We start from the raw sequence: 22,284 nt of genomic DNA, 5'->3' as shown, positions 1-22,284 counted from the left end.
TTTTCAATGAGGAATTTATGAAGTATTTGGTACTACTTGGTGACGGGATGGCTGACGAGCCACTTGAAGAGCTTGAAGGTAAAACTCCCCTAGATTACGCTAAAACTCCAAACATGGATCGTTTAGCAGTTCATGGACAGCTAGGGTTAGTTGAAACCGTTCCTGAGGGGTTCCATCCTGGCAGCGATGTGGCAAATCTCACCGTTTTTGGCTATGATACATCACGTTGTTATACAGGACGATCGCCCTTGGAGGCCGCCAGTATGGGGGTTAATCTTGGGCCAAATGATGTTGCGTTTAGACTGAATCTTGTAGATATTGTCTATAATTATGGCAAGTTATATATGTCTGATTTCTCTGCTGGGCATATTAGTACTGAAGAGGGAACGCGTATTATCGAAACCCTACAGCAAGAACTAGGGGACGATAACTTTGAATTTCATGCGGGAGTATCTTATCGCCATCTTTTAGTTTGGCGTAACGGTAAAGATACCATGTCATTTACCCCTCCGCATGACATTATCGATCAAAGCATTGAAGAGTATTTACCAAAAGGTGAGGGTGCTGAAGTGCTGGCAGACTTGATCAACTCGGCGCAAATGCTCCTTAGTAATCATCCGGTAAATGTTCAACGGCGCACAGAGGGAAAAGCCTTGGCCAATTCCATTTGGTTGTGGGGGCATGGGCGTGCACCGCAAATGGAAACATATAAAGACAAATATGGATTAACAGGTGCCGTTATTTCAGCTGTCGACCTCATCAAAGGGATCGGTATTTACGCTGGACTTGATATCATTGATGTACCTGGTGCCACGGGATACCTCGATACAAACTATGTTGGCAAAGCTAATGCTGCCATTGAAACACTAAAAGATCATGATTTTGTTTATGTCCATGTTGAAGCTCCCGATGAAGCAGGACATCTTGGTGACTTAAAAGAAAAGATCACTGCAATTGAGCGCTTCGATGAAGAAGTTGTCGGAACCATTCTAAAGTCAATCGATCAACTCGGTGATTGGCGGATGCTGGTTCTTCCCGACCATCCAACACCTGTTGCGTTGCGTACCCACACAAAAGATCCTGTACCTTATATTTTGTGCACAGCAAATAACCTCGCAGAGACCAACACAACAATGGGTCAAGGTCTTGGCTATTGCGAAAAAGACGCAAAAAGTACAGGGATTAAGTGTGACCTTGGCCATACGCTCTTAACTCAGTTGCTCGAACAAAACAATTAGCACAGGGATTGCTGTATGGCTCGCACAGACTTTTGGCACCGAATTTTACATAACAAAATGGCCCTCGCTGGTGGTTTGATGGTGTGTCTGATGTTTGTTCTCGCTATCATGGCACCTATCATTGCACCGGATCCTGGTTTTGTCGATATTTCACGCCAGCTTGAACCACCAAGTGTTGCTTCATGGCTCGGTACTGACGACCTTGGAAGAGATGTATTCTCACGCATCGCCTATGGCGCAAGAATTTCCTTGCTAGTCGGTTTTGTTGCGGTAGGGATTGCAACGGCAGTGGGGATTGTTTTGGGTGCGATTGCTGGTTACTATGGTGGCTGGGTCGATATTATCGTTATGCGATTTGTTGATATCATGCTCTGCTTTCCATCTTTCTTTTTAATTCTTGCCGTTATTGCTTTTTTAGAACCATCTATTTGGAATATTATGATCATTATTGGTCTAACTGGATGGATGGGTGTTGCTCGGTTGGTACGAGCTGAGTTTTTATCATTACGTGAACGAGAATTTGTTTTGGCGATCCGTTCACTCGGTGCAAGCGATGCTCGGATCATTTTACGACACATTTTACCCAATGCTCTTTCACCAGTACTCGTGTCCGCTGCTCTCGGTATTGCAGGAGCGATCTTAACCGAGAGCGCATTATCTTTCCTCGGCATTGGCGTGCAGCCACCAACCCCTTCATGGGGTAACATGCTGATAGCTGGCAAACAAACACTTGGTACCGCCTGGTGGCTCTCTGTTTTTCCTGGTCTGGCTATATTGATTACGGTCTTAGGCTATAATTTGCTTGGGGAAGGGGTGCGTGACGCCCTTGATCCACGTATTAATAAATGAAAGAACTCTTGACGATGCAACTCGGACGCAACGACCTGTGCCACTGTGGCAGTGGTAAAAAATATAAAAAATGTTGTTTGAATCCCAAGATACAAACCATCGTTCAACCGACACATTTAAATCTATCTCCAGCCAAACTCGTTGAAGCACGTGTGTCTGCATTTAGAAATAACAATTTTGGTTTTATATTTGATACCTTTCACCCCGATTCAAATTTCAGGATTCAATTTCCAAAAAGAGTTGAATATATCAATTATGGACTGTCAACACTTGACAGTGACTACAGTATTGAAACGTGCAAGATATTAATTGAAGAGATAGAAGAACAGCGCGCTCGTGTTTTGTTTTATCTCAAAGTTTCCTATCAAGGAAATCACGACGAGTATTTTGAATTGTCAGAATTTCTACCTGTTGAAGGTTCATGGCTTTACATGCAAAGTCATAAGTTGCCCTGCTCAGAATTTAAAGATTCGCATGAGAAAATTACGATGGATCATGTTGAACAAGGTGGGATCAGTTTTTAGGATGTCTAGAGATGCCTGAACTACCGGAAGTAGAAACAGTAAAAAGGGGATTGCAAGATCTTCTTGTTGGGCAAACTGTCCTGTCTGTTCATATTTATCAGGGTAAGTTACGCTACCCTGTCCCTAGCCAACTCCCCGAACTTCTCGCTCAACATAAAATTATTCACTTTGAGCGACGAGCAAAATATTTATTGTTAACCATCGAGAGTGGTACGGTCCTTATTCATCTTGGCATGTCAGGAACGTTACGCTGGCTCAAGCAAAATGAACCACCTGAAAAACATGATCATGTAGATTTTTTATTTGAGAATGGTGGTTGTCTCCGTTTTCACGATCCGCGCAGATTTGGGCTTATACTATGGCATCCGGGTCAAAATCCACACTCCCATCGTCTCCTCAACGCCCTTGGCCCTGAACCTTTAACAACTGATTTTAATAGCCGCTATATTTATGACCTCACTAGAAATAAACGCCGCGCTATCAAAACGTTTTTAATGGATAATCATGTTGTGGTCGGAGTTGGTAATATTTATGCCAATGAGGCTTTGTTCCAAGCTAAAATTCATCCACAGCAAAAAGTTGGTGAATTATCGCTTGAAGCGTATGAGGCATTGGTGCGAATTGTCAAAGAGGTTTTGTTGAGGGCGATTAAGGCGGGAGGGACAACGCTGCAAGACTTTGTCAATGGACACGGAGCACCAGGCTATTTTCAGCAACAATTATTTGTCTATGGTAGGGAAGGGCAGCCTTGTTTGACGTGTGAAACAGTGATTGTAAATAAGAAGATCGGGCAAAGATCCACTTTTTATTGCCCCGATTGTCAGCAATTAAAATAAGTGGCTTTTTATATCGCATCTGGCCGCAATGGGTAAATATTTGTCTCTGATATAATGCCCCCAGAATTATCAACTGTTCTTGAGTATGTATATGTATCTAAAACACCATCCTGATCAGCATCCATATGTGTTTCAACAGTTACTGTATAATGTTTTATGGGATCAGATTCACCACCATTGGATGAGATGCTCCATTCTTGATTTAAAGATATTGGAATATCCATATCAAGACCAGGAACAGTGATTTTAGAGGTGTCTGAAATGGTTGAGTTCAAAGGGAAATAGTGCTGATAGTCCGTCCAGTAAACCTCTTGCGCTAAACGTATCTGTCGTAATGTACTGATAACAGTAACTTTCTTTGCCTTATCTCTATATCCTCTATAGTTAGGTATAGCAATTGCTGCGAGAATTCCAATTATTGTCACGACAGTTAGAAGTTCGATCAAGGTATAACCATCGTTATTGTTCATCATCATTTGCTCCAACTTGATTAAGTGGTGTGGGACCAATGATCTCTAACTCGTAAGATTCATTGCTTTGCTTCACATACTTAAATGTTTTAAATGCCTTATCTAGCCCTTTTGGTACATATTGGGGTGATATTTCATTTAAGGTTAAGGGGAGCCGCTCCATTTCTGCCGCATATTTGTAGATACCAATTGTAATTAATGCTTTGGCCGCATAGAGATCTTTTGAATAATCGACAACGATACTTTGAATAGGTTCTGGCTGGTTAATGCTCATAAGCCATTGGGTGAAAATGAAAATGATGATCGCAACAATTAAAATCAAAACACCATTTTTCTTCTTTTTGGCTATTATTTTATTTCGTTCTATTTCATATTCTTCATCACGTCGTTTTTTTGAAATTTTCTCCGCGATTATGACCTCTCTTTTAGTTGTCCGTACAACACAGTCACCACAAAGAAGTTTACCTCCTTCTTCAATGACACATTGTTCGAGAATTGAACTCCCACACTCTTCACACTCTAGATATTTTTCTTTTTCCAAATCCATGAGTAACCTTCGCAAAAGTTAATGATTATTTTAATAATAGTATATCTATCGGTCTCGTCAATAAATTACTTTTAACGAGACTTTTTCTTGACTTTAAGTCGTCTATTTCGTTATTGTTACTAAAATTTTCACCCTTTTAAGTGAATCCGAGAGGTTTGCAAAGGTTATAGTTGTGATTGTAAATAAACGTACCACTCAAAACATCTACTCAAGTACCTTTTTGCCTATACCCTATAGGTGGAAAGGTATTTTTTTGTTTAAACGCCGTGTCCCTTTGACAACCCCACAAGGAGTCTATAATGAGTTCTCTTGAAACCATCCTCCTCGATTCAAATGCAATAATACGTGCGATAACGCGAATTGCTCATGAGATTCTTGAAAAAAACAATGGTTGTACGAATTTGGTGCTGATCGGTATTCGTTCTGGCGGTGACCATTTGGCTCAAATGTTACGCCAGCGTATTTTTGAGATTGAAGGCATTGAGATTAAGCAGGGAGCTGTGGATGTCACGATGTACCGTGACGATATATCCAACGGAGTTGTTCGGCCCATTGGTAAAACCGATATCCCTTTTGCGCTCGATAATTGTCATGTCATTCTCGTTGACGAAGTTATCTATACTGGCCGAACGATACGTGCCGCAATGGATGCACTGATGGATATTGGACGCCCCAGCAGTATTCAACTAGCCGTATTGATTGATCGTGGTCACCGCGAGCTTCCTATTCGGCCAGACTTTGTTGGCCGCAATGTTCCATCATCACGGGAAGAGAAGATCGAAGTGGTTTTTGATGATACTCAGTACCCAACAAAAGTTCGTTTAGTCAAACCATAAGGTTTGTGTCGTAAAGACGCACACACAACATATGCAATACAGTGATCAAAAAGGGGACAGGACATGACATTTGCACATAAGCACATCATCGGCACCCAGCAGTTATCAAAAGAGGATATTGAACTGATCCTCAAAACGGCAGAAAGCTTTAAAGAGGTCAATCAACGCGAAATTAAAAAAGTACCGACCCTTCGTGGTAAGACAATTGTCAATCTGTTCTATGAAAATAGCACACGAACTCGTACTTCATTTGAGTTGGCCGGCAAACGGATGTCTGCTGACACCATCAATATTTCAGCGTCAGGGTCCTCGGTAACAAAAGGGGAGACCCTTGAAGATACTGCTAAAAACATTGAAGCGATGAATGCGGATGTCATTGTTATGCGTCACTCCTGTTCAGGTGCTCCGGATTATTTAGCTAAACGTCTAACGAAGTGTTCAGTTATTAATGCTGGTGACGGTTTTCACGAACATCCAAGTCAAGCCTTGCTTGATCTTATGACCATCAAGGAGCACAAAGGTGAAATTGACGGATTAACCGTTGCCATCATTGGTGATATTGCTCGTAGTCGTGTGGCACGTTCTGACCTTTACGCACTTAAAACAATGGGAGCTACTGTTCGATTAGCGGGTCCCGCAACCATGCTACCTCCAGGGCTCGAAGAGATGGGCGCAGAAGTGTACACCGACATCAATAAAGCCATTAAAGATGCTGATGTGGTGATTATGCTTCGCATTCAAATGGAACGAGAAGGTGGTAATACCCTTATGCCGACCCTGCGTGAGTATGCACAGTTCTTTGCGCTTAATACTGAGAATATCAAGTTGGCCAAGTCAGATGCTATTGTCATGCATCCTGGACCTCTTAACCGTGGCGTTGAAATCTCATCATATGTTGCTGACGGCAATCAAAATGTTATTCTTGACCAGGTTGAGAACGGTGTCGCAATCAGAATGGCACTTTTATACTTGTTAGCCGGCGGATCAGAAGAATAAAGCGTCTGCGAAGTAATAATTTATTCGAGTTAGTGCTATTCACACGTAAAGAGGTTTGACATGAAAATATTAATCAAAAATGGTCGCGTAATCGATCCATCACAAAAGATTGATTCTAATTTAGATATCTTGATTGAAGAGGGCTGCATTGCGCAACTCGACAACAATATTGACCCACTTGGTATGGATGAAGTTATTGATGCCGATGGCTTGTTGGTGACGCCTGGATTGATTGATATCCATGTGCATTTGCGTGATCCAGGCTATGAATATAAAGAAGATATTGTTACTGGCACACGTTCTGCAGCTGCGGGTGGTTTCACCTCGCTGGCATGCATGCCAAACACAAATCCTGTCAATGACAACAAGGCTCTCACCGCCTACATGATCAACAAAGGGATTACCGAGGGTAGTGCTAACGTCTACCCTATTTGCACCATTACTAAATCGCAAAAGGGTAAATCACTCGTCGAGATGGGTGATTTAAAGCAAGCGGGTTGCGTTGGTTTTTCTGATGATGGACTCAATGTTGATTGCGGTGAAGTTGTACGACGGGCAATGGAGTATGCGAGCGGATTCGACATGCCTATCATTGCTCACGCTGAAGATGAAGCGATTAAAGCGGGCGGAGTCATGAATGAGGGCCGTGTGTCAACCGAACTAGGTCTGGTTGGGAATACGTGGGTTGCTGAAGCGGTTACAATCTCACGTGACCTGATGTTAGCTGAACTAACCGGTGCACGGTTACATGTTTGCCACATCTCAACACGTCGTGCCGTTGAACTGATCCGTGAAGCAAAGAAAAAAGGGGTTCGCGTTACCTGTGAGGTCACTCCACACCACTTCACACTCACTGAAGAAGCCGTTCGAGGCTATGATGTTAACGCAAAGATGGGACCACCTTTACGCACCTCTGATGACAGAGCGGCCATGAAAGAAGGTTTGGCAGATGGAACCATTGACGCGATAGCGACTGATCACGCGCCACATCATATCGACGATAAGAATGTAGAGTTTAACGTTGCAGCAAACGGCTTGGTTGGTCTGGAAACAGCACTTCCATTAACATTGCGACTGGTTGAAGAGGGCGTGCTGACACTCAGTGAAGCGATTCATTGCCTCACAGCTAAACCGGCACAGGTACTCAATCTCCCGCGTGGAACACTGAAGGTGGGGGCTCCTGCCGACATTGCCATTATTGACCCCGACTTGCAGTGGACGGTTGATACAAAGACGTTGCACTCTAAAGCCCACAATACACCATTTCAGGGTTGTGAAATGATAGGGGCGGCGATGCTAACATTGAGAGATGGAAAAACAACTTTCGAACGTAATTAATACACTAATAGTTCATAACAACACGAACATTCAACACGAATAGGAGTACACCAGAGCATGAAAGCAATTCTGGCTCTAGCAGATGGCAGAGTTTTTCACGGCCAACATATTGGATCTGAAGGTGAAACCTTCGGTGAGGTCGTTTTCAACACCAGTTTAAGCGGATATCAAGAGATTCTTACCGATCCATCCTATTGTGGTGAGATCGTTACCATGACCTATCCCCTTATCGGTAACTGCGGGATCAATTCCGAAGATGTGGAGTCCGAGCGTCCTCACCTTTCAGGACTAGTGGTAAAAGAGTGCAGTGAGTACCCCAGTAACTGGCGCTCAGAAATGACGCTTAACGAGTATTTGAAAATCAACAACATTGTTGGAATTCAAGGCATTGATACTCGTGCCTTAGTCAAGCATATTCGAGATCATGGTGCTCAAACAGGAGTTATCTCCTCAACTGACCTTGATGTTGACAGTTTGGTTGCTAAAGCAAAACAAGCTCCTACTATTGTCGGTCGCGACCTTGTCAAAGAGGTAACAACTGATAAAGCCTACAGTTGGACAGAATCTCTTTGGGACCTAAAAGAGGGGTATCAATCTAATTCTGCTACGCCACAATATAAGGTTGTTGCTTACGATTTTGGTATTAAGCGTAATATCTTACGTAACCTTGTTGCTGCAAACTGTGAGGTCACGGTTGTTCCCGCAACCATGCCAGCAGATGAAGTTCTTAAAATGAATCCAGATGGAGTCTTTTTAAGTAATGGTCCCGGTGATCCCGAACCAATTGAGTATGCTCAAGAGAATATTCGCCAACTTCTCGGCAAGGTTCCGCTGTTTGGTATCTGCTTAGGCCATCAACTTCTATCCATTGCTCTGGGTGGTAAAACGTATAAATTGAAGTTTGGTCATCGTGGTGGCAACCAACCGGTGCAGCAACTGTGCAACAAAAAAATTGAAATCACATCACAAAATCATGGCTTTGCCGTGGATGCAAGCACCCTTGGTGCGGATGTGAATGTTACTCATGTCAACTTAAATGATGACACTGTCGAGGGTATTAGCCATAGTGCATCTGCAGCATTTTCTGTGCAATATCATCCTGAAGCTTCACCTGGGCCACATGATGCACATTATCTATTTGGTCGCTTTATAGAGATGATGGATAACTTCAAGAAAAACGTGAACTAAGGAAACCTAAATGCCTAAACGTACAGATATAAAAAAGATATTAATTATTGGAGCAGGTCCAATTGTTATCGGTCAAGCATGTGAGTTTGACTACTCAGGAACCCAAGCTTGTAAAGCTCTTAAGGATGAAGGATATGAGGTTGTTTTACTTAACTCAAATCCTGCAACAATCATGACCGATCCTGACTTTGCCGACAGGACCTATATTGAACCAGTCACACCTGCGGTTCTTACTAAGATTATCGAAAAAGAGCGGCCAGATGCTGTCTTGCCAACCCTTGGTGGCCAAACAGCACTCAATGTTGCGGTAGCTGTGGCCAAAGACGGTACCCTTGAGAAATATGGTGTCGAACTTATTGGTGCTAAGTTGCCCGCTATTGAAAAAGCAGAAGATCGTACGCTTTTTAAACAAGCCATGGCCAACATTGGTGTTGACGTACCTCGCTCAGGTTTAGCACACAACTATGAAGAAGCGATGGTCGTCGTTGAAGATATCGGTTACCCCGCAATAATTCGCCCTTCATTTACCCTTGGTGGCACGGGTGGCGGCATCGCTTACAATCGCGAAGAATTCGAAAAAATGGCGGTAACAGGCATTGATGCTTCACCAACTGATGAGATTCTTATTGAGGAATCAATCATTGGCTGGAAAGAGTATGAGCTTGAGGTGATGCGCGATCTTGCTGATAACGTGGTCATTATTTGTTCTATTGAAAACTTTGATGCGATGGGCGTTCATACGGGTGATTCCATCACTGTTGCACCAGCGCAAACGCTTACAGATAAAGAGTACCAAATTCTTCGCGATGTTTCTCTTAAGATTATTCGTGAGATCGGCGTTGAAACAGGGGGGTCAAACATCCAGTTTGGTATCAACCCCAAGGATGGTCGACTCGTTGTTATTGAGATGAATCCACGCGTTTCTCGTTCTTCAGCTTTGGCGTCAAAAGCAACGGGTTTCCCCATTGCGAAAATTGCTGCGAAACTGTCCATTGGTTACACTCTTGATGAAATCAAGAACGATATTACTCGTGAAACCTACGCAGCATTTGAGCCTTCAATTGACTATGTTGTTACTAAGATTCCTCGATTCACTTTCGAAAAATTCCCGAGCACTGACCCAACTCTGACTACCCAGATGAAATCAGTCGGTGAAGCGATGGCAATTGGTCGTACGTTCAAAGAGAGTTTTCAAAAAGCTCTGCGCTCCATGGAGATCGACTCGGATGGCTTCGAAAGTCGTCTTTTTGACGGCCCAAGTGATTACAAGCGTCCCCTTAGTGAACTCGAAATAGAAGAAATTCGCGAAAAATTGCGCGTTCCTAACTCGGACCGCGTTTGGTACCTTGGCGATGCATTGCGTATTGGGATGCCTATTGAAGAAATTTACAAAATCAGTGGATTTGATCCCTGGTTTGTATTTAACATCCAGCAGATCATCAATAAAGAGTTTGAGCTCTACGCCGCTAAAGAGGACGTTCTTTCTGCCTCAGAAGCAGGACTTGAGCTTTTACTTTCTGCTAAGAAGATGGGTTTCTCTGACCGCCGCTTAGCTGTTCTTCTCGAATGTTGTGCGAGCGATGTCCGCGCATTGCGCCACAATAACGATATTCGACCTGTTTACAAACGTGTCGACACCTGCGCGGCAGAGTTTGAAGCATTCACTCCGTACATGTATTCAACCTACGAAGAAGAGTGTGAAGCAGATCCAACCGACAAGAAAAAAATTATGATTCTTGGCGGCGGACCAAACCGTATTGGTCAAGGGATTGAGTTTGATTATTGCTGTGTACATGGTGCTTTTGCCCTCAGCGAAGACGGCTATGAAACCATCATGGTTAACTGTAATCCCGAAACGGTATCAACCGATTATGACACCTCAGATCGCCTTTATTTTGAACCACTGACATTTGAAGATGTGTTGGAAATTGTTGAAGTTGAAAAACCAGTCGGTGTAATTGTACAATTTGGTGGACAAACACCTCTTAAGCTTGCCGTTGCCCTTGAAGAAGCTGGAGTCCCTATTATTGGTACGTGCCCTGATGCCATTGACCGTGCTGAGGATCGTGAGCGATTTAAGGAATTGCTTAACAAATTAGATCTTAAACAACCAGAAAATGGCTTAGCACGTTCTTTTGAGGAAGCAGAAATTATTGCTGAAAGAATTGGCTACCCAGTTGTAGTACGTCCTTCCTATGTTTTAGGTGGTCGTGCTATGGAAATCGTTTATGGGATCGAACAATTACGCAACTATATGAAATTTGCGGTTAAAGCGTCCCCTGAGCATCCAATACTCATCGACAAGTTTCTCGACAATGCGATTGAGATGGATGTAGATGCCCTATGTGATGGAACAGATGTCGTCATTGGTGGTATTATGCAGCACATCGAAGAAGCGGGAATTCACTCTGGTGATTCAGCATGCTCATTGCCCCCATATTCTTTATCCGATGAACTTGTAGTAGAGGTGAGGCGACAAACGATCGCTTTAGCACTTGAGTTAGGCGTTATCGGCTTAATGAATATTCAATTTGCCGTGAAAGAAGGGGAGGTTTTCCTCATTGAAGTCAATCCTCGTGCGAGTCGTACCTCACCGTTTGTGTCCAAAGCAACGGGACGTCCTCTGGCGAAAATTGCCGCGCGACTCATGGGTGGTAAGACACTTAAAGAGCTCGGTATTGAGGGTGATGTGGTACCAAAGCATGTTGCGGTTAAGGAATCGGTATTCCCTTTCGCTAAATTCCCTGGCGTTGATACCCTTCTTGGGCCTGAGATGAAATCCACGGGTGAAGTTATGGGTCTCGACATGGACTTTGGTAAGGCTTTTGCTAAAGCCCAACTTGGCGCTGGTGTGATTCTACCCTTGGCAGGTAAAGTTTTCATCAGTGTTAAAGAGAGCGATAAGCCTCGTGCTGTTCTCATTGCCCAAAAACTTGTTGATGCTGGCTTTACTATTATTGCAACCAGCGGAACCGCCGCAACCCTTCAGCAACATGGTATTGCCGTTGAACAAGTCAACAAGGTCAAAGAGGGGCGGCCTCACTGTGTTGATGCCATTAAGAATGGTGATGTCGCAATGGTTTTCAATACAACATTTGGTCCGTTATCCATTGCGGATTCATTTTCTATTCGTCGTTCGGCATTGATGCATAGCGTTGCCTATTTCACGACAGCAACGGGAATGGATGCCGCAGTAGACGGTATCATGGCAATGCAACGAGAAAACCTTGACCCCGTCGCTCTACAAGAGTATGATTTCTAAACTCTAAAACAGTAAGCACAGTCTAATAAAAACTTCAACCGTTGCGGGTAGTAACTCTACCCGCAACTTTTCTTTTTTTGAAAAGGAAAATCAATGTCTCAATCTGTCCCTATGACACCCGAATGTTATCAGCGCCTACAAGAGGAATTGAAAACAAAAGTTCGCGTGGAGCGTCCGAAGGTTGTTCAAGATATTGCAGAAGCACGCGCTCATGGTGATCTCTCGGAAAACGCAGAATATGATGCGGCAAAAGACCGACAAGGCCACATTGAAGGTAGAATTCTCTATCTTAATGATAAAATAGCTCGAGCTGAAGTCATTGACCCAAAGACCATGGTATCTGATAAAATTGTCTTTGGTGCAACAGTAACATTATTTGATATCGATCAAGAAGATGAAGTGGTCTATCAAATTGTTGGTGAGGACGAAGCTGACATTAAAAAAGGGAAAATCTCAGTCACTTCTCCAGTAGGAAAAGCGCTTATTGGTCACACCTTTGATGATGAAGTGCGGATCAATGTTCCTTCTGGGATAAAAATTTATGAAGTTTTAGACCTCAAATATATTTAAGGTTTAATTGGTTATGATTGAAAAAAACACCAAGATGACTGAAGTTTTGAAGATGCACCCCAATTCTGTTCACGTTCTGGCAGAATTTGGTTTGTCCTGCTCAACCTGCTCAGGTGCTCGCCATGAATCAGTTCAACAGGGTGCGATCAATCATGGTTTAGATGTTAATGACTTACTCGAAAAACTTAACGCCTTATTGATAAACCATGAAAAATAACCTCGCAATCTGACAAAACGGATGACAAATCTGCAATCACATAGCGTCAAACTACAAGCCCCTTTAAGTACGCTTAAAGGGGTTGGTCCAAGTCTCACACAAAAGCTAACTCGCCTCAATTTATACACCATTGAAGACCTCCTGTATTTCTTGCCTCATCGTTACGAAGACCGACGTGAAATTAAAATCATTGCCAAACTTCCCGTGAATGAAGTTTCTGTGTTTAAGGGGATCATTCGCAGTGCCGATGAAGTTCAAGTTGGCCGAGGTAAAAAAAGAGTTTTTGAAGTTCTTGTAGAAGATGACAGTGGTCAAATCCTTCTTAAGTGGTTCCATTATCGACGTGATTGGATGAAACGTCGCTACCAGCATGGGGCAAATATTATAGTCGTAGGGGAGGTAAAGTTTTTTTCCTCTCATCGCGAAGTCCTTCATCCTGAAGTTGAATTTTATGCAGGTGGTGATCTCCCGAGCAGTCAGTGTCGTATTTTACCTGTCTACCCCTTAACTGAAGGGTTGAGTCAGAAACAGATGCGCAAATTCTGTCAAGAAGCAGTCTCGCGTTACGCCGAATATGTAACCACACACATCCCACTTGAATTGATCCAAAAACACCAATTGCTCTCAATTGCTGATGCGCTACTTCAGATTCACTGTCCACCGCAACAAAGTGATTTTCATCAATTACAATCAGGGCAAAGCATTGCCCGAAAAACACTTGTCTATGATGAATTTTTCTACCTACAACTCGGGTTAGCGCTACGACAAAAAGGGACACAGCTTCAGCAAGGTAAAGCTTTTTCAGTTTCACACCGATACACCAAGCCTCTTGTAACTATGCTACCCTTTCGTTTGACGGCGGCCCAACGTCGGGTACTGGGCGAAATTAAGCTCGACATGATGGCACCGCATCCGATGAATAGACTTATTCAGGGGGATGTTGGCAGCGGCAAAACAATTGTTGCCTTGTTGTCGTGTCTTATCGCTATTGAGAACGAAACTCAAGCAGCTGTTGTCGCACCAACAGAAATTTTAGCCGAACAACACTTTAATCAATTTGAAACGTGGATGAATTCGCTCGGCCTAAAGGTTGCGCTACTGACAGGTTCAACCACTAAAGTTGACCGGCAACAGATCCTCAATGAACTTGAAAGTGGGGATCTAAATCTAATTGTTGGTACTCATGCGCTATTGCAACCGAGTGTTTTGTTTCACAACCTTGGATTAGCTATCATTGATGAGCAACATCGATTTGGCGTGCAACAACGAAATGAATTACGCAAAAAGGGAGATCATCCTGATGTGTTGGTGATGACCGCCACACCGATCCCTCGAACCCTATCTATGACACTTTATGGTGATTTATCGCTATCGGTCATTGATGAACTGCCCCCCGGACGTTCTCCAATTAAGACTCGTGTTACCAGTGACAGTAAAAGACTCGCTATTATTGACTTTGTCCGTAAGCAGCTCGACATGGGACAGCAAGCCTATTTTGTCTATCCTTTAGTTGAAGAGAGTGAGAAACTAGACCTTAAAGCTGCGACCGAAGCCCTTGAGCTGCTTCAACATGAGCTCGGTGGTCACTACCGACTCGCATTACTTCACGGCCGTCTCCCTGCGCAGGATAAAGAGCGGATCATGCAACAGTACAAGCAGCATCAAATTGATCTGCTTGTTGCGACAACGGTTATTGAGGTGGGTATTGACGTTCCCAACGCTTCACTGATGGTCATCGAGCATGCTGAACGGTTTGGTTTAGCGCAACTCCACCAATTGAGAGGACGGGTAGGCCGCGGCACCGCTCAAAGCTACTGTATTCTTATCCGTTCAGCGCATTGCAGCCAAGAAGGGCGACAACGTCTTGACGTGATGCAGCAAAGCAATGACGGTTTTCATATCGCTGAAGCCGACCTGCAACAACGGGGACCTGGAGAGTTTCTTGGTACCAAGCAGGCAGGTTTAACCGATTTCCGTGTCGGCAACTTGCTGCGCGATGCTCAGTTGCTCGAACTGGCTCGAAACGATGCATTTCAACTTGTTGAACAACCAAGTTTTTTAGATAAAACAGAATATGTTCTGATGCGACAAACATTAACGCAACGCTGGGGCAAACGACTTGAGCTTGCCAGTGTCGGCTAAACATAAAAATTGAGGCAAATGTGAATAGTGATCGTTTTCAAGAAAATTTTTGCTCTATTGCACAATTTGGAATCCAGAAAAATGGTGGCGTAACACGTCTAGCATTCAGTAGAGAAGATATGGATGCGAGAAACTTTCTCATTGAAGCTATGCGTAGTGCCCGTTTGCAAGTCAGCATTGACCCGATTGGTAACATTCGTGGACGAAGAGCTGGTTTAGACCCTAGCTTGTCTCCAGTGATGATCGGTTCCCATCTTGATACCGTACCAGATGGTGGCCACTACGACGGTGTTGTTGGCATTCTTGCTGCCCTTGAGGTGATTTCATCCCTCAATGATTTAGAGATAGAAACGCAACGCCCTATAGAGATCATAAATTTTGCAGCTGAAGAGTCGAGCCGCTTTGGTATGGCGACCATTGGCAGTAAAGCGATCACAGGTAAAATTAAACAATCAGACTTAACAAAACTGATTGACAATAACGGCGAGAGTCTCCACTCAGTGCTCTCTAAAGCTGGGCAATCGCTAGATGATTTGCCTAACTCAACACTGACAGCCTCATCAGTCCATGCCTACCTTGAACTTCATATAGAACAAGGCCCAGTACTAGAAAATAAAGAGTTAAATGTTGGAATTGTCACCGATATCGCTGCACCAACTCGCTTTAAGGTGAAGCTCATCGGTCGCAGCGATCATTCTGGAAATACACCAATGGATATGCGTCGTGATGCTTTAGCTGGTGCAGCTGAAATAGTTCTTGCTGTTGAGCAACTCACAACACGTGGCGGAGAAAATACAGTCGGTACCGTCGGCGAGCTAAATGTTCATCCTGGCGCCATGAACGTTATCCCAGGACAGGTCGAATTAAGCATTGATATTCGCGACACAAATCTAGAGGATAAAAACTTGGTAGTTCAAGAGTTGAAGCAACGCTTAAACAGTATTGCTAAAACACGACAACTTGAAATTACAGTTACGGCTATATGCAATGATACTCCCGTTAAGCTAAGCGAGGAGATCGCTGGTAAGCTTTCATGTCATGCGACAAAACTTGGACTTAGCTATCTCACTATGCCAAGCGGCGCAGGACATGATGCCATGCATTTTGCTCCTATTGTACCAACTGGTTTAATTTTCATTCCAAGTATTCAAGGCATTAGCCACAATCCAAACGAAAAGAGCACCATGTTTGATATTGTTAACGGTACAGAACTTTTATTTAATATCGTCAAGGAATTAGCAACGAGTACCAGCTAACATTTCACATTTAAAACAGATCCGCTTCAAAGTTTACATAATATCCATTATGCGACATTACGTGCGGGGTCTCGCATATATCTTGTTCTGAAAGTTATACGTGTAAAGCTATGTTGTGATATGATATTTATCGTGATAAATGGATATGACTAAGGAGATAAACAATGACCCCCGAAGAAGTGCTTGAGATTGTATTAAATTCAGACGAGTTGCCAACACTATCGACTGTTGCATCACGACTTATTTCGATTACAGCTGAAGAAGATACGACAATTTCAGACATTGCTTCTTTAATCTCAAAGGACATCTCTCTTTCCGCTAAAATTTTAAAAGTGGTCAACTCATCCTTTTACAGTTTTCCGCAACAAATCGGCACCATTCAGCAAGCTTCATCCATCCTAGGAACCAATGCAGTTCGAAGTTTAGTACTATCATTTTCGTTCTTGAAACCGGATCAGCAAAGTAAAGACGGTTTTGATTACGCCATATTTTGGGAAAAGTCACTTTTTGAAGCCGTTGCTTCGCGCATGCTGATGACTGCTGTTGAAGCTGAAGACTCAGAAGAAGGATTTGTCGCGGGATTACTGCAAAACCTGGGTGTATTAATTTTAGCCCGCGCTTTTCCTGCTGAATATAAGACAGTCGATCAACGCGTTTTTGAGGATGATGTTGATCGCTGCAGTGCTGAAAAAATGGCTCTCGGTACAGATCACACCTTTATCGCCAGTGAAGTAGTCAAAAAATGGGGTTTCCCAACCTCATTAATCGAACCTTTACGCTTTCATCATGAACCACACAAGCTCAAAACAACAGATGCAAAACTTAAGCAGATCACCGAGATTGTGTCATTGGCTGGAATTTTATCAACGGTCTATATGGCAAAAAAACCAGATGAAGTGGTGTCGCGATTTAAACTTCAAGCTAAACGTCGTTTGTCTATTACAGATAAAAAGCTAGAGGATTTTCTCGACCGTGTCCATACTGAAGTTGAAGAAACCGCTAAATTTTTCGACATGACAATTAAAAATCAAAAGTCTGTTGCCGAAGTCTTACAAATAGCTAACGCTGAACTGAGTGTGTTAAATCTTAGTTATGAACAAATGAACCGCTCGCTGGTTGAAAAAACAGTGGCGCTTGAGATGTTGACTGTAGAGTTAGAAAAGAAGAATAAAATCCTTGAAAAACTTGCCAATGTCGATGGCTTAACCGAAGCCTACAATCATCGATATTTTCAAAATTTTCTTGATCGTGAAATTAAACGTGCCGATAGAAATACTTATACCTTGAGTGTTGTTATGATTGATATTGATCATTTCAAGAAATTTAACGACACTTATGGTCACCAGATTGGTGATTACATTTTGCGTCAGTTTTCAGATATTGCTCGCGAAACCTTGCGTGAATACGACCTGTTCGCCCGTTATGGTGGCGAAGAATTTGTTATGGTACTGCCTGAGACAAACGCAACGGATGCAGAAACTGTCGCCGAAAAACTCCGTAGTATTATTGCCTCACATTCCTTTGAAAACGAACTTGAGACGTATCACATCACAGCCAGTTTCGGTGTCGCCGATATGACACCCTCTGAAGATCAGTTCAGTAAGAGTGATTTGATCGGCTTTGCCGACGATGCTCTCTATAGCGCCAAAAAGAAAGGTCGCAACCGTGTCGGTATTTATGCAGGGAAAAAGAAATGGTTTAATCGCTAACGATTAAGCCATTGATATCACCATCCTTAGATTTTGGGTGGACCACAATCATAGACACTGTGTTGCAGTAAAAAAGCACAAAACTTTTTATCAGTTTCGACGATATGTTCAAGCAACCATTCACGTAAAAAACTCATCAGCTCTGGCGACAGCCCTGTTTTTCCAGAACTTACCTGTTGTTGAAAATCAATGATTCGATTTTTGAGTAGAATATGGGCCTGTTTATGCTCTACAATTTCAGGATACTTGTATTTATCCATATATAATTGTTCGTGCTCAAAATGTTTTTTTGTGTACTCAACAAGGATAGCCAACAGCTCATTTATGGCATCATCACCTCTTTTCTCCCGTAATGCCGAATAGAGATCATTAATCACCCCAACCAATGCATGATGTTCATCATCAAAAGTGGCAATACCCACCTCATAACATTTCTTCCATTCAATGACAGCCATCAATCCTCCTTCGTTTTTCGTTACAAGATTAAGCGCAATCAGTATAACCAGTTTGTGGGTTCCAGCATTTAACTCGCATAAATTGAGGAAAAGCATGTGCCTTATAAATTGATTTACCAATCAACAACCTCAAGCACTCTTGTGTCGTTTCAGAAACACTCGGATGTGGATAAACAGAACGTAACACATCAGCAGCGCCCTTATCATGATCCATGAAATGAGCAATCGACATAACAATATTCGAAACTTGCGGCCCCGCGGCCCTCATGCCAAGGATCTTCATATCGGCATCATCGGTCACCATGATCTTAATAAAGCCCTTGGTGGAGCGCATAGCAATCGGTCGACTCATGATCTCATTGGTCATATAGGCGACCCGATAATTTAACCCATTTTTCTGACATTGCTGCTCACTTAAGCCAACCGTTGCAACCGATGGATTCAAAAACATGATCGCCGACATGTTACGATAATTAAGATGGAACGTCGCATGGCCAAACATCACCTTTGCTGCCATACGAGCTTCCATTTCAGCAATATTAACAAGGTTTGGATGACATGTTGCGTCACCACAAGCAAAGATATTGCCATCAACACGACATTCGTCTGTTGTAGTTAAAAAACCATTGTCAGTTACATCAATGCCTATTTTATCGAGGTCAAGATATTGTAGGTTCGGCCGCCGACCAACAGAAATTAATACTGTATCCACTTCGACAATTTCACTATTGCCGCTTGGGTAATCAAGTATGACCTCTAAATGGTCGGGCTTCTTAACAATGTCTTTTAGTGAGGCTTCTTGATGTAAAAACACACCATCCTGTTCTAAACGTTTTTGGACAAAGCAACTGACATCCGTATCTTCATAAGGCAGGACACACTTTTTATGATCAACCAAATGAACTTGTGTTTGATCAAAGTTTGAGAAAATTGTGGCGTATTCACAACCTACAACTCCGGCTCCAACAACCAACAAACGTTTAGGGAATTCTTTGAGTGATAACACACCATTTGAATCTAATATGCGCTTCTGATCTGTCATAATGCCAGGATACGCTCGAGGACGACTTCCCGTCGCTATCAGAAAATTTTTAGCTCGAACTGTTTGCACTTCGCCTGATTCGTTACGTACACTGATTGATTTGCGGTCTAAAAAAGAAGCCCAACCTGAAATAAAGGTGATCGACCCCTCCCCTTGCCAACGACGTGGCGAGAAAGTCTCAAGTTGTGACAACATCTGATATTGCCGTTCTTTAACAGCCTGATTAACCGTCCCCATAACCTGCTCAAAATCAACCGTAATGTTATCAACCTTATAACCACGATCACTCCGTGCAGCGACATCGTAATCCTTTGACAACTCCCACATGGTTTTTGAAGCTAATGCGCCCCATTTGACTCCAGCGCCACCAATTTCAGCAACCTCAATAATGCAGACGTGTTTGCCAAAATCAAACGCACGCATTGCACCAGCAAACCCGCCAGGCCCACAGCCAAGAACACATAGATCATATTCTGTTTTCAATTCAGACATTGCATTCACTCCGTAGGGTCATTCATGAAAATATAAAAAAGCATTTTTAGTTAAAAAATAAAGGGTAAAAACATTTTAGAACTTCGTTTATATTCAACATATTGTGGACCAAAAAATTTAATATTTTCGGTTTCCTCCACCTTCGCTGTTAAATACAGACACAAACTAACAAAGACAACGGCCCCTATTGTATCGACTGAGATCTGCTTAAAAAAAGCTCCCCATGCGAGCAACAAAAGTGATGTATACATCGGGTGTCGAATGTGGCGGTATAAACCATCTTGTACGAGGTGTTGAGTATTTTCAAAGGTCAAGTTTTCAGGGTTAGCATGCCGTGTCAGATTCCCCCCTAATGTTCGTAATATATTCAATCCACGCACAACTAATATGATTGATAAAAATAAACACAACCATGATAAGCATTGAAGCAAAGAAAAGGGCTGCTTGAACCATACAGGGTGATTTTTTAGGACTAAAAACGCAATACCTTCAAAAGCAAAAAAACGATAGAAACCATGAGAACGGGGATTAAGAAGGGCGCGCCGTGACACAACGACGAAAAAGAGGGTTAATATAAAAAATATAATGGTTCGAATGATAAGTGAATCCACCTGGTAAGTCCTTTTATTCGGTCGTTAACAGTTGTTTAGTAGTCACTAAAATCACGAGCAGATAAACCAAATAAAATCCACCCCCACAAAAATGCAACACCACCAATAGGGGTAATGATACCCAATATACGTATTTCAGTTAACACCAAGGCATATAAACTTCCTGAAAAAAGGAGTATGCCAACAAACAACAAAAAACCAGCAGTCCGTACACGGCGGACATCAGGCCAAAGTTTAATAGATAAAGCAATAATCAAAAGAGCCAGCGCATGATACATCTGATAATCAACCGCTTTTTCCCATGTCACCAGCAATTCTGGTGTCACCTTATAACGTAATCCATGAGCACCAAACGCACCAAGCGCAACCGAAATAAACGCATTAAGACTACCAAGTACGATAAAGACTTTCATACGGCTCCCCAAACAGTTACTTTAGATATATAAAGAATTACAGATAAAAATCATGATTGAAACACCAAGTTGTTTCAATCAATTAACGAGTTAGTGACATTAACGAAATTTCGCCCTCTTTTATTACTTTTAAACGAGGTCGCAATGCACCGACATCAAGCTTGACGTTGATTTCATATTTAAAATGGTCGCGCTGCTGTTGGCTTAAATCGGTGAGCAGACGCAAGCTGTTAATGATATTCGCAGACGCTTCAAGAGTAACATCCCCTTCACCGTATGCTGCAATAACGGGTAGTTGATTGGAAACGCCTTCCAAGATTCGGTGACCCTCAATCTCAATTATGTAGTGAAGTCCATCAAGTTCAAGCGCTTGACGATTAGGGTTGATTACGTGCAAACCAATTTCAAAGCGCGGTGCGATCCCTTGTGTGGGCAACGCTTTAAATGTTGTGACATGCACCGAGGGTGTTTCATAGTCAGAATGAAACATGGTACAACCTGACAAGAATAAAGAAAAAACTAAAGTTATTCGCACAATCAGACGATAAGTCATGGTGTATCCTTTGCGAAATCGACAAACTGTTTGTCACAATGAGAGATTAAAGCCATTGACCAACAGTGACGTTTTTATAAATATGTCAGTGATTATACCTGATTATGGAAAATCAGGGGCAGAAAAGGACACCAAAATCATTTGTCCATAAATCAATAACACTCACCACGGAGGGAGAGCGTCATGATTGACTCCATCGGAACATCTTCAATTGAAAACTTCAAAGCTGAAGCACGGCAGTTGTTGGAACAAAAAGTCCAAAAACAAAATCCAAAAACAGACGAAACAACACAGACAGATAAAGTAACCCTTGGTAATCAGCCCATAGATGCGGGAACCTACACGGCGGCAGTTAAAGATGCTGAACTGGGGTCAACATTCACCCTGCTTCGTGACCTGTTTGCAGCAAATTTAAAGGAACAAGGCGTTGCCACACTTGTTGTCACAGGCGATGGTGACATCAACCTTAATTCCTTAACACCTGAAGAAGCAACTGAACTCGTTAGTGATGACGGTTACTTTGGTGTTGAAAATACCGCACAGCGTATTTTTGATTTTGCTGTTGGTATGGCGGGTAATGATCCATCACGTCTTGATGCTATCGTATCGGGTATTGCTGATGGATTTGCGCAGGCTGAAGAAGCTTGGGGTGGAACGCTACCTGAAATTTCTTACGCAACAAAAGATGCAATTCAAACCATGCTACAAGACTGGAGCGGCCAAGAGGTCGGACTTTAACA

General features: G+C 42.8%; 22 protein-coding genes. 15 read left to right on the top strand and 7 right to left on the bottom strand.

Features of this window, described 5'->3' with window-relative positions; genetic code table 11:
• Positions 1-17 precede the first annotated feature (17 nt).
• Genes ACZ5KY_RS11060 through mutM form a run of 4 tightly spaced genes read left to right on the top strand, consistent with a single transcriptional unit; the run spans position 18 to position 3,447 of the window.
• Positions 18-1,238 carry a cofactor-independent phosphoglycerate mutase gene (locus tag ACZ5KY_RS11060; protein WP_464243957.1) on the top strand — a complete coding sequence of 407 codons (1,221 nt, stop codon included), beginning with the start codon at positions 18-20 and terminating at the stop codon, positions 1,236-1,238.
• Positions 1,239-1,253: 15 nt separating this feature from the next.
• Positions 1,254-2,087: an ABC transporter permease gene (locus tag ACZ5KY_RS11055; RefSeq protein WP_464243956.1), complete on the top strand. Its 834-nt coding sequence runs from the start codon at positions 1,254-1,256 to the stop codon at positions 2,085-2,087.
• The gene (locus ACZ5KY_RS11050) at positions 2,084-2,611 is read left to right on the top strand and encodes a YchJ family metal-binding protein (protein WP_464243955.1); all 528 of its coding nucleotides are present in this window, start codon (positions 2,084-2,086) and stop codon (positions 2,609-2,611) included. Before ACZ5KY_RS11055 ends, ACZ5KY_RS11050 begins: the two co-directional genes overlap by 4 nt.
• Before the next feature lie 11 nt (positions 2,612-2,622).
• Positions 2,623-3,447 (top strand): bifunctional DNA-formamidopyrimidine glycosylase/DNA-(apurinic or apyrimidinic site) lyase, encoded by an 825-nt coding sequence (mutM, locus tag ACZ5KY_RS11045; protein ID WP_464243954.1) that lies wholly within the window; start codon positions 2,623-2,625, stop codon positions 3,445-3,447.
• A gap of 8 nt (positions 3,448-3,455) precedes the next feature.
• Here mutM and ACZ5KY_RS11040 read toward each other — a convergent pair whose 3' ends face one another.
• Both ACZ5KY_RS11040 and ACZ5KY_RS11035 read right to left on the bottom strand, forming a co-directional pair.
• Positions 3,456-3,920: a type IV pilin protein gene (locus tag ACZ5KY_RS11040; protein WP_464243953.1), complete on the bottom strand. Its 465-nt coding sequence runs from the start codon at positions 3,918-3,920 to the stop codon at positions 3,456-3,458.
• Entirely contained in the window at positions 3,907-4,464 is a 558-nt protein-coding gene (locus ACZ5KY_RS11035; RefSeq protein WP_464243952.1) for a hypothetical protein, read from the bottom strand. The genes ACZ5KY_RS11040 and ACZ5KY_RS11035 overlap by 14 nt, the downstream gene beginning before the upstream one ends.
• Positions 4,465-4,763: 299 nt before the next feature.
• Between ACZ5KY_RS11035 and pyrR the strand changes: the two genes are divergently transcribed.
• From pyrR to ACZ5KY_RS10985, 10 genes are all read left to right on the top strand, one after another.
• Positions 4,764-5,300 carry a bifunctional pyr operon transcriptional regulator/uracil phosphoribosyltransferase PyrR gene (pyrR, locus tag ACZ5KY_RS11030; RefSeq protein WP_464243951.1) on the top strand — a complete coding sequence of 179 codons (537 nt, stop codon included), beginning with the start codon at positions 4,764-4,766 and terminating at the stop codon, positions 5,298-5,300.
• A gap of 63 nt (positions 5,301-5,363) precedes the next feature.
• The gene (locus ACZ5KY_RS11025) at positions 5,364-6,296 is read left to right on the top strand and encodes an aspartate carbamoyltransferase catalytic subunit (protein WP_464243950.1); all 933 of its coding nucleotides are present in this window, start codon (positions 5,364-5,366) and stop codon (positions 6,294-6,296) included.
• A 60-nt stretch (positions 6,297-6,356) separates the two neighbouring features.
• Positions 6,357-7,634: a dihydroorotase gene (locus tag ACZ5KY_RS11020; RefSeq protein WP_464243949.1), complete on the top strand. Its 1,278-nt coding sequence runs from the start codon at positions 6,357-6,359 to the stop codon at positions 7,632-7,634.
• Positions 7,635-7,691: 57 nt separating this feature from the next.
• Positions 7,692-8,822: a glutamine-hydrolyzing carbamoyl-phosphate synthase small subunit gene (gene carA, locus ACZ5KY_RS11015; protein ID WP_464243948.1), complete on the top strand. Its 1,131-nt coding sequence runs from the start codon at positions 7,692-7,694 to the stop codon at positions 8,820-8,822.
• A gap of 10 nt (positions 8,823-8,832) precedes the next feature.
• The gene (gene carB / locus ACZ5KY_RS11010) at positions 8,833-12,084 is read left to right on the top strand and encodes a carbamoyl-phosphate synthase large subunit (protein WP_464243947.1); all 3,252 of its coding nucleotides are present in this window, start codon (positions 8,833-8,835) and stop codon (positions 12,082-12,084) included.
• 93 nt (positions 12,085-12,177) lie between these two features.
• Complete coding sequence (gene greA / locus ACZ5KY_RS11005; RefSeq protein ID WP_464243946.1) at positions 12,178-12,654, top strand: transcription elongation factor GreA; 477 nt, start codon at positions 12,178-12,180, stop codon at positions 12,652-12,654.
• Between the two features lie 13 nt (positions 12,655-12,667).
• Positions 12,668-12,871 (top strand): DUF1858 domain-containing protein, encoded by a 204-nt coding sequence (locus tag ACZ5KY_RS11000; RefSeq protein WP_464243945.1) that lies wholly within the window; start codon positions 12,668-12,670, stop codon positions 12,869-12,871.
• 21 nt (positions 12,872-12,892) lie between these two features.
• Positions 12,893-15,013 (top strand): ATP-dependent DNA helicase RecG, encoded by a 2,121-nt coding sequence (gene recG, locus ACZ5KY_RS10995; RefSeq protein WP_464243944.1) that lies wholly within the window; start codon positions 12,893-12,895, stop codon positions 15,011-15,013.
• 20 nt (positions 15,014-15,033) lie between these two features.
• A complete protein-coding gene (locus tag ACZ5KY_RS10990; RefSeq protein WP_464243943.1) occupies positions 15,034-16,269 on the top strand; it encodes an allantoate amidohydrolase in 1,236 nt (411 codons plus the stop codon).
• 164 nt (positions 16,270-16,433) lie between these two features.
• Positions 16,434-17,978, top strand: coding sequence for a sensor domain-containing diguanylate cyclase (locus tag ACZ5KY_RS10985; protein WP_464243942.1), 1,545 nt, complete (start codon positions 16,434-16,436; stop codon positions 17,976-17,978).
• A gap of 26 nt (positions 17,979-18,004) precedes the next feature.
• Here ACZ5KY_RS10985 and ACZ5KY_RS10980 read toward each other — a convergent pair whose 3' ends face one another.
• The 5 genes from ACZ5KY_RS10980 to ACZ5KY_RS10960 all read right to left on the bottom strand — a co-directional run bounded on the left by ACZ5KY_RS10980 (position 18,005) and on the right by ACZ5KY_RS10960 (position 21,481).
• Positions 18,005-18,433, bottom strand: a complete 429-nt coding sequence (locus ACZ5KY_RS10980) for a bacteriohemerythrin (RefSeq protein ID WP_464243941.1) — start codon at positions 18,431-18,433, stop codon at positions 18,005-18,007.
• A 28-nt stretch (positions 18,434-18,461) separates the two neighbouring features.
• A complete protein-coding gene (locus ACZ5KY_RS10975; RefSeq protein ID WP_464243940.1) occupies positions 18,462-19,967 on the bottom strand; it encodes a dihydrolipoyl dehydrogenase family protein in 1,506 nt (501 codons plus the stop codon).
• Between the two features lie 50 nt (positions 19,968-20,017).
• On the bottom strand, positions 20,018-20,578 hold the full coding sequence (locus ACZ5KY_RS10970) for a methyltransferase family protein (protein ID WP_464243939.1): 561 nt from the start codon (positions 20,576-20,578) through the stop codon (positions 20,018-20,020).
• Positions 20,579-20,613: 35 nt separating this feature from the next.
• Positions 20,614-20,991, bottom strand: a complete 378-nt coding sequence (locus ACZ5KY_RS10965) for a DUF423 domain-containing protein (RefSeq protein WP_464243938.1) — start codon at positions 20,989-20,991, stop codon at positions 20,614-20,616.
• A gap of 82 nt (positions 20,992-21,073) precedes the next feature.
• A complete protein-coding gene (locus ACZ5KY_RS10960) occupies positions 21,074-21,481 on the bottom strand; it encodes an LEA/WHy family protein (protein WP_464243937.1) in 408 nt (135 codons plus the stop codon).
• Positions 21,482-21,727: 246 nt separating this feature from the next.
• On the opposite strand from ACZ5KY_RS10960, the gene ACZ5KY_RS10955 reads away from it, so the two are divergent.
• Entirely contained in the window at positions 21,728-22,282 is a 555-nt protein-coding gene (locus ACZ5KY_RS10955; RefSeq protein ID WP_464243936.1) for a hypothetical protein, read from the top strand.
• The last annotated feature ends 2 nt before the right edge of the window (positions 22,283-22,284 follow it).

It is taken from the genome of Desulfuromonas svalbardensis (assembly GCF_055389415.1).
Note: the sequence above shows the minus strand (reverse complement) of the source record. Positions and strands in the feature narration are given on the sequence as shown.

What these genes read in the sequence shown, in the direction of transcription:
- ACZ5KY_RS11060 (WP_464243957.1), top strand. Translation starts at nt 18, where the DNA reads ATGAAGTATTTGGTACTACTTGGTGACGGGATGGCTGACGAGCCACTT.
- ACZ5KY_RS11055 (WP_464243956.1), top strand. Translation starts at nt 1,254, where the DNA reads ATGGCTCGCACAGACTTTTGGCACCGAATTTTACATAACAAAATGGCC.
- ACZ5KY_RS11050 (WP_464243955.1), top strand. Translation starts at nt 2,084, where the DNA reads ATGAAAGAACTCTTGACGATGCAACTCGGACGCAACGACCTGTGCCAC.
- mutM (WP_464243954.1), top strand. Translation starts at nt 2,623, where the DNA reads ATGCCTGAACTACCGGAAGTAGAAACAGTAAAAAGGGGATTGCAAGAT.
- ACZ5KY_RS11040 (WP_464243953.1), bottom strand. Translation starts at nt 3,920, where the DNA reads ATGATGAACAATAACGATGGTTATACCTTGATCGAACTTCTAACTGTC.
- ACZ5KY_RS11035 (WP_464243952.1), bottom strand. Translation starts at nt 4,464, where the DNA reads ATGGATTTGGAAAAAGAAAAATATCTAGAGTGTGAAGAGTGTGGGAGT.
- pyrR (WP_464243951.1), top strand. Translation starts at nt 4,764, where the DNA reads ATGAGTTCTCTTGAAACCATCCTCCTCGATTCAAATGCAATAATACGT.
- ACZ5KY_RS11025 (WP_464243950.1), top strand. Translation starts at nt 5,364, where the DNA reads ATGACATTTGCACATAAGCACATCATCGGCACCCAGCAGTTATCAAAA.
- ACZ5KY_RS11020 (WP_464243949.1), top strand. Translation starts at nt 6,357, where the DNA reads ATGAAAATATTAATCAAAAATGGTCGCGTAATCGATCCATCACAAAAG.
- carA (WP_464243948.1), top strand. Translation starts at nt 7,692, where the DNA reads ATGAAAGCAATTCTGGCTCTAGCAGATGGCAGAGTTTTTCACGGCCAA.
- carB (WP_464243947.1), top strand. Translation starts at nt 8,833, where the DNA reads ATGCCTAAACGTACAGATATAAAAAAGATATTAATTATTGGAGCAGGT.
- greA (WP_464243946.1), top strand. Translation starts at nt 12,178, where the DNA reads ATGTCTCAATCTGTCCCTATGACACCCGAATGTTATCAGCGCCTACAA.
- ACZ5KY_RS11000 (WP_464243945.1), top strand. Translation starts at nt 12,668, where the DNA reads ATGATTGAAAAAAACACCAAGATGACTGAAGTTTTGAAGATGCACCCC.
- recG (WP_464243944.1), top strand. Translation starts at nt 12,893, where the DNA reads ATGACAAATCTGCAATCACATAGCGTCAAACTACAAGCCCCTTTAAGT.
- ACZ5KY_RS10985 (WP_464243942.1), top strand. Translation starts at nt 16,434, where the DNA reads ATGACCCCCGAAGAAGTGCTTGAGATTGTATTAAATTCAGACGAGTTG.
- ACZ5KY_RS10980 (WP_464243941.1), bottom strand. Translation starts at nt 18,433, where the DNA reads ATGGCTGTCATTGAATGGAAGAAATGTTATGAGGTGGGTATTGCCACT.
- ACZ5KY_RS10975 (WP_464243940.1), bottom strand. Translation starts at nt 19,967, where the DNA reads ATGTCTGAATTGAAAACAGAATATGATCTATGTGTTCTTGGCTGTGGG.
- ACZ5KY_RS10965 (WP_464243938.1), bottom strand. Translation starts at nt 20,991, where the DNA reads ATGAAAGTCTTTATCGTACTTGGTAGTCTTAATGCGTTTATTTCGGTT.
- ACZ5KY_RS10960 (WP_464243937.1), bottom strand. Translation starts at nt 21,481, where the DNA reads ATGTTTCATTCTGACTATGAAACACCCTCGGTGCATGTCACAACATTT.
- ACZ5KY_RS10955 (WP_464243936.1), top strand. Translation starts at nt 21,728, where the DNA reads ATGATTGACTCCATCGGAACATCTTCAATTGAAAACTTCAAAGCTGAA.